Raw genomic sequence first — 6,759 nt, 5'->3', positions numbered from 1 at the left:
TGGTCCGGCCTGCGCCCGGCCGACCGCGAGCGCATCCTGCTGCGTTTCGCCGCCCTGGTGGAAGAAAACGCCGAGGAACTGGCCCAGCTGGAAACCCTGAGCCAGGGCAAGTCGATCAACATGTCGCGCATGCTGGACGTCGGCGCCACCGTCGAGTTCATGCGCTACATGGCCGGCTGGGCGACCAAGATCGAAGGCCAGACCATGGACGTGTCGATCCCGATCCCGCCGGGCTCGCGCTTCACCGCCTTCGCCCGGCGTGAGCCGGTGGGCGTGGTCGCTGGCATCGTGCCGTGGAACTTCCCGCTGATGATCACCACCTGGAAGGCCATGCCCGCGCTGGCCACCGGCTGCACCGTGGTCATCAAGCCCGCCAGCGAAACCCCGCTGACCGCCCTGCGCCTGGCCGAGCTGGCCTTCGAGGCGGGCATCCCGGCCGGCGTGTTCAACGTCGTCACCGGCGGCGGCAGCACCGTGGGCAACGCCCTGGCGTCGCACCCGCTGATCAGCAAGGTGTCCTTCACCGGTTCCACCGCCGTGGGCAAGAGCGTCGGCGTGGCCTGCATGGAGAACATGACCCGCTTCGCCCTGGAGCTGGGCGGCAAGAACCCGATGATCCTGCTGGCCGACGCCGACGTGGAGAAGGCCGTGCAGGGCGCGCTGCTCGGCGGCCTGCTGAACAACGGCCAGGTCTGCGCCGCGGCCTCGCGCTTCTACGTGCACCAGTCCATCTACGAGCCCTTCGTCGAGGGCCTGGCGGCGGCGGTGAAAGGCCTGTCCATCGGTCCGGGCATGGACCAGAACGCGGCGATCAACCCGCTGGTGTCGCGCAAGCAGCAGCTGAACGTGCTCAAGCACATCGACCTGGCCCGCCAGGAAGGCGCCCGCGTAGTCGCCGGTGGCGAGCGTCTGGAGGGCGACGGCTTCTTCGTCCAGCCCACCGTGCTGGCCGACGTGAACCACGCGATGACTGTGTCGCGCGAAGAAGTCTTCGGCCCGGTGCTGTCGGTGATCCCCTTCACCGATGAGGACGCGATGATCGAACTGGCCAACGACAGCGTGTACGGCCTGGCGGCGAGCCTGTGGACCAACGACCTGTCCAAGGCGATGAACCTGGTGCCGCGCATCGAAGCCGGCACCGTGTGGGTCAACGCCCACGTGCTGCTGGACCCGAACATGCCCTTCGGCGGCGTCAAGCAGTCCGGCATGGGCCGCGAGTTCGGCCGCGCGGTGATCGAGGCGTACACCGAGCTGAAGTCGGTCTGCATCTCCCACTGATTCGAACCCTCGATTTCCGGCAGGCGCCTTCACGCCTGCCGGTTTTTTTTGTGGGTGTCAGGCACAAGAACGCGCTCGCTTTTTTGTGGGGGCGAATTCATTCGCTATGGGCGGCGAAGCTGCCCCGAGGGAGTGAATGGCAGGACTTCGTCCTGCTTGGCGATTGAAATCGCCCCCACAGATTGGCCCCATAATTGGGTATCTCGATACGGCAAAACCCCCCGCAAATTCCCCGATCTACGCCGTTCGCACCGTCCTGGTGCGGGCAAACCTTGCACTTTCCATTCCTGAACTAAGCTTTCGGCAGTCCCCCGACCAAAGGACCGCCTCATGAGCGAACCTCTCCTCAGCTTCGACGAACTCAAGCAAGCCGTTGCCAGCGGCGAGATCGACACGGTGCTGGCCTGCATGGTGGACATGCAGGGACGATTGGTTGGCAAACGCTTCCAGGCAGAATTCTTTGTCGACAGCGCCTTCGAGGAGACGCACTGCTGTAACTACTTGCTGGCCGACGACATCGACATGGAGCCGGTGCCCGGCTACGCGGCGGCGAGTTGGAGCAAGGGCTACGGTGACTTCGTGTTGAAGCCGGACATGAGCACCCTGCGCCGGGTGCCCTGGCTGGACTGTACGGCCCTGGTGCTCTGCGACGTGCTGGATCATCACCACCGCGAGGACCTGCCCCACAGCCCGCGCGCGATCCTCAGGAAGCAGGTGGCGCGCCTGGCCGAGCGTGGCTACACGGGCATGTTCGCCTCGGAACTGGAGTTCTACCTCTTCGACGAGAGCTACGACGCCATCCACGAACGCAACTACAGCCGTCCGAAGACGGCTTCGAACTACATCGAGGACTACAGCATCCTTCAGACCACCCGCGAGGAACCGGTGTTGCGGGCGATCCGCAAGCACCTGCAGGCCTGCGGGGTGCCGGTGGAGAACTCGAAAGGAGAGTGGGGGCCGGGGCAGGAGGAGATCAACGTTCGCTATGCCGACGCCCTGACCATGGCCGACCGCCACGCCATCATCAAACACGCCTGCAAGGAGATAGCCCACCAGCAGGGCAAGTCGATTACCTTCATGTCCAAATGGCGCTATGACCTGGCTGGTTCCAGTTGCCACATCCACAGCTCGCTCTGGGACAAGAAGGGCAAGAAGCCGATGTTCTACGATCCCAAGGACGAGTTCGGCATGTCGAAGCTGATGCGCGGCTGGGTGGCCGGGCAGCTCAAGTACGCCAGCGAAGTCACCTACTTCCTCGCGCCCTACATCAACTCCTACAAGCGCTTCCAGGCCGGTACCTTTGCGCCGACGCGCGCGGTTTGGAGCCGCGACAACCGCACCGCCGGCTTCCGCCTCTGCGCCGAGGGCAGCAAGTCGGTGCGCATCGAGTGCCGCATCGGTGGCGCTGACCTCAACCCCTATCTCGCCTTCGCCGCGCTGATCGCTGCCGGCCTGGCGGGCATCGATGAAAAGCTCGAACTGGCAGCCCCCTTCGAGGGCGATGCCTACATGAACGACCAACTGCCGGAAGTCGACAAGACCCTGCGCGAGGCCACCGCCGCCCTCAAGGGCTCGGCGATGCTGCGCAAGGCCTTCGGCGACGAGGTGGTCGACCACTACGTGCACACCGCCGAGTGGGAGCAGAAGGAGTACGACCGGCGAATCACCGACTGGGAGCTGCAGCGCGGCTTCGAGCGTTACTGAAGGTTTTCGTTGTCTGGCCAGCGGCGGGTTCGGGCACGTCCGCTGACCGGTTTGTAATGGGGATGGGAGCAGTACGACAGGCTGTCTGAGAGTCGGCGGGGAAGGTGCCCGAACCGCCGCATGGAGCAATCCATTCCCAACAAAGGGCACCCAAGATGAATCCTGCAGGCCAACACGGCTCTACGCATCAGGACGATGACGTCAAGCTGTTGCACAGCATGGGCTATGCCCAGGAGCTGTCGCGACGCATGGGCGGCTTCTCCAACTTCGCCATTTCCTTCTCCATCATTTGCATCCTGTCCGGCGGCATCAACTCGCTGGCCCAGGGCACCTCCGGCGCCGGCGGCGCATCCATCGGCATCGGCTGGCCCCTGGGCTGCATGATCTCCGGGGTCTTCGCCGTGGCCATGGCGCAGATCGCCTCGGCCTATCCCACGGCGGGCGGGCTGTACCACTGGGGCTCGATCCTCGGCAACCGCTTCACCGGCTGGCTCACCGCCTGGTTCAACCTGCTGGGCCTGGTGACCGTGCTGGGGGCGATCAACGTCGGCACCTATTACTTCTTCTTCGGTTCCTTCGGGCCGATGCTGGGGATGGAAGACACCATCACCACGCGCATCATCTTCCTCGCCATCCTCACCGGCGGGCAGGCGCTCTGTAACCACTTCGGCATTGGACTGACAGCGAAGCTCACGGACTTTTCCGGCTACCTGATCTTCGCCACGGCCATCGCTCTGACCATCGTCTGCCTGGCGGCCGCACCGAGCTACGAGTTCTCCCGGCTCTGGACCTTCGGCAACTTCTCCGGCGCGGCTGGTGGCAACGTCTGGCCGGAAGTCTCCAACAGCTGGATCTTCCTTCTCGGCCTGCTGCTGCCGATCTACACCATCACCGGCTACGACGCCTCGGCCCACACCTCGGAGGAAACCGTGCAGGCGGCCCACTCGGTGCCGCGCGGGATGGTGATGTCGGTGGTCTGGTCGCTGCTGTTCGGCTGGTTGATGCTGAGTGCCTTCGTGCTGATGCTGCCAAGCATGGAAGAGGCGGCGGCCCAGGGCTGGAACGTGTTCTTCTGGGCCATGGACACCCAGGTGAATTCGACAGTGAAGGAACTGCTCTACCTGGCCATCTTCATCTCGCAGATTCTCTGCGGCCTGGCCACGGTGACCTCGGTTTCGCGGATGATCTATGCCTTCGCCCGCGACGGCGGCCTGCCGGCGTCCAAGGCACTGGCCAGTGTTTCTCCGGCCCATCGCACCCCGGTGGCCGCGATCTGGACCGGCGCCACGCTGGCGGTGCTGTTCGTCTGGGGTTCGTCGTTGGTGTCCATCGGCGAGACGCCGGTCTACACCATCGTCGTGTCGTGCACCGTGATCTTCCTGTTCTTCTCTTTCGCCATTCCGATCGTGCTCGGGCTGTTCACCTTTGGCACGGCCAAGTGGCCGCGCATGGGGCCGTGGAATCTCGGGCGCGGCCTGTTCTCGCTGGTGGCGATCCTGTCGATCATCTCGATGGCGCTGATCTTCATCATCGGCATCCAGCCACCGAACGACTGGGCGCTGTACATCACCATCGGCTTCCTGATCCTCACCGGGATCGTCTGGTTCGCCTTCGAGGCACGGCGTTTCCAGGGGCCGCCCATTGGCGACATGATCGCCAAGCGCCAGGCGGAGATCGCCGCGACGGAAGAGGCATTGAACAAGTGACCCGCGCCAGCGCCCCCGCCCCATTGGGATAGGGGCGCCGTGCCTTCAGTTCACGGCTTCGATGCGGATGCCGTGCACCACGACCTGATCACCCGGCTTGAAGTGCTGGCCGGGGGAGCGGAAGCGCTGCACCGAGCCGTCATCCATCTTCACCATGTAGGCGGGTTCGGCGAGGCCGGTGGCTTGCTGGGCGGCACCGCCACCGAAGTAGCCCACCGCGGCACCGGCGATGGCACCCGCCGGGCCGCCGATGGCACCGAGCATCATTCCGGTCATGCCGCCGCCCGCTTTGCCGGCGGTGGTGTCAGGAACTTCGGAGAGGACTTCCGCAGCAAAGGCGGGAGATGAAGCGAGCAGGACAAGGCACAGGGTGAAGCTGGGGACTTTCATGATGGTTCCCTTCGACTGTTATATGGCAAAGGGTCCTCGTCACATTCCGTGCCAGAAGTGAAATCCTTTCAGATCAACAGCATGCGGCGTGTGATGTCATTTCGACTGCGGTTCGAATGACAGCGCTTGCTGTCATTCCGACCTCTATCAGTCTAGTTCGTCCCCGGAGGCGGGGCTGTGCTGCGGATGGTGGATTGTGGGGGCGAATTCATTCGCGAATAAATTCGCCCCCACAGGTGGGGCAAGGGCGTGATGGGTATCGCAAGCTCCACCCATCCTACGATCGCGCTACGGTCGGGCCTTTGTAGGATGGGTAGAGGTACGAAACCCATCAGCACGAAGGTCGTCCGGGCACTCAGAGCTTGATCAACACCGACTTCAGCTCGGTGTAGTGCTCGATGGCCGCCGCGCCCATTTCGCGGCCGACGCCGGAGAGCTTGTAGCCGCCGAAGGGCAGGGCCGGGTCGAGGGCGCTGTGGCAGTTGACCCAGACCGAGCCGGACTTGATGCGCGGAATCATCCGATGCACCGCCGACAGGTCGTTGGACCAGATGCTGGCGCCGAGGCCATAGGGGTTGTCGTTGGCCATGCGGATGACTTCATCGATGTCGTCGAAGGGCATCGCCACCAGCACCGGGCCGAAGATTTCTTCCTGCACCAGGCGGTGCTGCTGGTCGACGTCGACGATCACCGTCGGCTTGACGAAGTAGCCGGGGCCGAAGCCGTCGCCGCCGCAGGCGATGGTGGCGCCCAGTTCGCGGCCGAGGTTGATGTAACCGGTGACGCGGTCCTGCTGCTTGGCGGAGATCAGCGGGCCCATCTGCACGCTCGGGTCGAGGCCGTTGCCGAGCTTCATGCCGTTGGCGATGCCGGCGATGTCGGCGATCACGTTGTCGAAGTGCTTGCGGTGCACGTACAGGCGCGAGCCGGCGCAGCAGACCTGGCCCTGGTTGAAGAAGATCGCGGTGGCGGCGCCGGCAGCGGCTTCGGCGAGGTTGGCGTCGGGCAGGACGATGGTCGGCGACTTGCCGCCGAGTTCCAGGGTCACGCGGGTCATGTTGTCCATGGCCGCCTTGCCGATCTGCTTGCCGACTTCGGTGGAGCCGGTGAAGGTCAGCTTATCGACGCCCGGGTGGCGGGTGAGGGCGACGCCGGCATTCAGGCCGGTACCGGTGATGACGTTGAACACCCCGGCCGGGTAGCCGGCTTCCAGCACCAGTTCGGCCAGCTTGAGGGCGGTCAGCGGGGTTTCGTCGGCGGGTTTCAGCACCACGGTGCAGCCGGTGGCGAGCGCCGGGCCGAGCTTCCAGCAGGCCAGCAGCAGGGGGAAGTTCCAGGCGACGATGGCGCCGACCACGCCGACGGCTTCGCGGCGGATGTAGCCGTGGAACTGGTCGTGGGGCATCAGCGGCAGGGAGGCGTCGACCGTGCTGCCTTCGATCTTGGTGGCCCAGCCGGCCATGTAGCGGAGGAAGTCGATGGCCAGCTGCACGTCCATGACCTGGGCCACGGCGGCGCTCTTGCCGTTGTTCAGGCACTCCAGCTCGGCCAGTTCCTGGGCGTCGCGTTCCATCAGGTCGGCCAGGCGCCACAGCAGGTTCTGCCGTTCGCGCGGACGCATACGGCTCCAGGCGGAATCGTCGAAGGCCTGGCGCGCGGCCTGCACGGCGCGGTCGACGTC

General features: G+C 65.0%; 5 protein-coding genes. 3 read left to right on the top strand and 2 right to left on the bottom strand.

Annotated elements, in window-relative coordinates:
* The 3 genes from E8F06_RS09315 to E8F06_RS09305 form a co-directional block, all read left to right on the top strand.
* On the top strand, window positions 1–1,278 hold a 1,278-nt coding region (locus E8F06_RS09315; protein ID WP_280366438.1), incomplete at its 5' end, for an aldehyde dehydrogenase family protein.
* Window positions 1,279–1,608: 330 nt separating this feature from the next.
* The gene (locus E8F06_RS09310) at window positions 1,609–2,982 is read left to right on the top strand and encodes a glutamine synthetase family protein (protein ID WP_280366436.1); all 1,374 of its coding nucleotides are present in this window, start codon (window positions 1,609–1,611) and stop codon (window positions 2,980–2,982) included.
* Window positions 2,983–3,137: 155 nt separating this feature from the next.
* Entirely contained in the window at window positions 3,138–4,688 is a 1,551-nt protein-coding gene (locus tag E8F06_RS09305) for an amino acid permease (RefSeq protein ID WP_280366432.1), read from the top strand.
* Window positions 4,689–4,733: 45 nt separating this feature from the next.
* Here the strand turns inward: E8F06_RS09305 and E8F06_RS09300 are convergent, their stop codons facing one another.
* Together E8F06_RS09300 and E8F06_RS09295 are read right to left on the bottom strand one after the other, a co-directional pair.
* Complete coding sequence (locus tag E8F06_RS09300) at window positions 4,734–5,078, bottom strand: hypothetical protein (RefSeq protein WP_280366429.1); 345 nt, start codon at window positions 5,076–5,078, stop codon at window positions 4,734–4,736.
* Between the two features lie 355 nt (window positions 5,079–5,433).
* A partial coding sequence (locus E8F06_RS09295; protein WP_280363206.1) for an aldehyde dehydrogenase family protein occupies window positions 5,434–6,759 on the bottom strand: 1,326 nt, incomplete at its 5' end.

It is taken from the genome of Pseudomonas sp. BN411, from assembly GCF_029871235.1.
Lineage (GTDB): Bacteria > Pseudomonadota > Gammaproteobacteria > Pseudomonadales > Pseudomonadaceae > Metapseudomonas.
The sequence above is the reverse complement of the archived record's forward strand: the minus strand, read 5'-3'. Positions and strand labels throughout refer to the sequence as shown.